The organism is Microcystis sp. M49636_WE2, assembly GCF_030065375.1.
Classification (GTDB): Bacteria; Cyanobacteriota; Cyanobacteriia; order Cyanobacteriales; family Microcystaceae; genus Microcystis; species Microcystis aeruginosa_C.
The window spans coordinates 1-2,172 of the sequence record NZ_JASJFG010000488.1; the positions used below are offsets into that span (position 1 = coordinate 1).

Annotated in this window: 1 protein-coding gene; it reads right to left on the bottom strand. The window is 42.9% G+C overall.

Annotated elements, in window-relative coordinates; all coding sequences use genetic code 11:
- Nucleotides 1–106 precede the first annotated feature (106 nt).
- A complete protein-coding gene (locus PX484_RS11445) occupies nucleotides 107–1,636 on the bottom strand; it encodes a pyruvate kinase (RefSeq protein ID WP_288103894.1) in 1,530 nt (509 codons plus the stop codon).
- Nucleotides 1,637–2,172 lie beyond the last annotated feature (536 nt).

The following is a 2,172-nucleotide window of genomic DNA, read 5'->3' on the forward strand; positions in this document are numbered from 1 at the left end:
GATAACTGATAACTGATAACTGATAACTGATAACTGATAACTGATAACTGATAACTGATAACTGATAACTGATAACTGATAACTGATAACTGATAACTGAAACCGCTTAAACCCAAGAATGAAGAGCGCGTAATTGGGGCGTTTTTTTAGCTTGGTGGGTCTGCATTCTTTGTAAAACATCATCGAGAATTGTCACCGCTTCGCGGATATATTCCCCCTTATTCAGCATGACACATTCGGACCTTTCGGCCATAGCGGCATCGGTAATCTCGGCCCGGGAGGGAATACTTTTCTTGACCAGATTTTCTAGGACTTGGGTAGCCCAAATGACCGGAATATGGGCCGCTTCGCATAACCAGAGAATTTCCTCTTGAATTTCTGCTAGTCTTTGATAGCCAATTTCTACGGCCAAATCACCCCGGGCAATCATTACCCCAAAAGGTTGTTTACCGGCGGCATGGATGATTAATTCGGGAAGATTTTTCACGGCTAAAGGTGTTTCTATTTTGGCCACGATTGCTTTTTGTCGCCAAGTATCCCCCAAACGACTTTGTAACTCTAGCTGTAGTGTCTCGATATCGCTGGCTTTTTGTACAAAAGAGTAACCGATAATATCGGCATTTTCGGCAATAAAATCTAAATCTTGCCGGTCTTTTGCGGTCAAAGGATCGATATTTAAGACCGTATCGGGGAAATTTAGGCCTTTATCTGCTTTGAGTTTTTCCCCTTTCTCCCTGGCGTGGGTAATTTTTAGTAAGAGACCTTCTGGCATTATGGCAATAACTTCAGCCCCGATATGACCATCATCAATCCAAACTTTCGCCCCGACGGGAATTTGGGGAATAATTTCCGGTTGGGAACAATTAGCCTGAAAATACTGAGGATGGGCAGTATGGGGCGGTTGGGTGGTTAAGAGGAGAAAATCCCCTTGATATAGTCTGGTTTGGGACTGGGGGGCTAAAATCTGTTCTAAACGGATTTTTGGGCCAGCTAAGTCCATATAAACTTTACAGGTATGTCCATTGACTAAATTTTCGGGATTTTTGACCGCCTCGCGCAGATTTTCGATCATTCCCTGCCACTCTTTGGGTCCATCATGGGCGCAATTAATGCGAATACAGTCCATCCCGCAACGCAGTAATTGAGCGATAAAATCGGGGTCGGTTGCCGCCTCCGTCGGCATTGTCACCATAATTCGCACCCGACGCTGGGGGGAAGGCAGACCGAAAACTTCGGCGCTATGGGAGGCTAAAAGTTGATCTCCCTGGAAAAATGCCTCTAAAGGGGGATGTTTGGGTAATAATGAGGCTTCTTGATGACAAACCGCCCCTAAAGTGGCAATTACCGCATCGAGGGTCGGTAAAACTTTCGATTCAATCCGGCCTAGGGAAGATAATCCCCAGGGCATTAAAGCTAATTGCAAATCCCGGATATCTTCTTGTCTCAGGGCGAGATAATAGGCTAAATTACGGGTGCTAGGTTGAAAATTCTCCCTTTCAATTAGGTTTTTCCACTGCTGCAATTTCTCCTCTCCTTCCACTGTCACAAAATGCCGTAACTTTTGCAGATGATGGAGGAGAGTTTGGGGATAGGATAATTGTTCTCGCTTGAGTTGTTCTGAGAGAGTTAAAGACATAAAATCAAGTAAAAAGTAAAAATCGTCAATTACTAAGGCAATACTTGCCTAGAAAATGATCACTTTCGCCGCTTATATTGCTTTTGGGCGGTTATGGGGTCAGTTCTCAGGTATAATCTCTCTATTTCTATACTAAGCAAATATCCTGTCTCTAGAAGTTAATTTTTGCTGCGATTTATGGCGGTTATCTTCATGGTGAGGTGGGAAGTTTTGGTTTTCGTGGTTCGCTGGTCGGTGGTCGATACTAGAAAGGCTAGGTTTATCGGTGAAAAATTATCGATAAGCTTCTTTAATCTTATGCCTTTGATCAAATTTAAAATAATGGCGGACATTGGTTGAATAAATTATCTTTTTTGGGCTATATTAAAGGTGACTAAAGTGATTAGTAACTACATTATTAAGTTTTATGAAGGGAGGGAATGCTCCAGAATCGCGACTATAATGATTAAACAGATCATTCCTGTGTCGGCGAGAGCGAGAAAATATGTCTGCCACTGAATACGAAGCAATTATCGGTTTAGAAACCCACTGTCAAC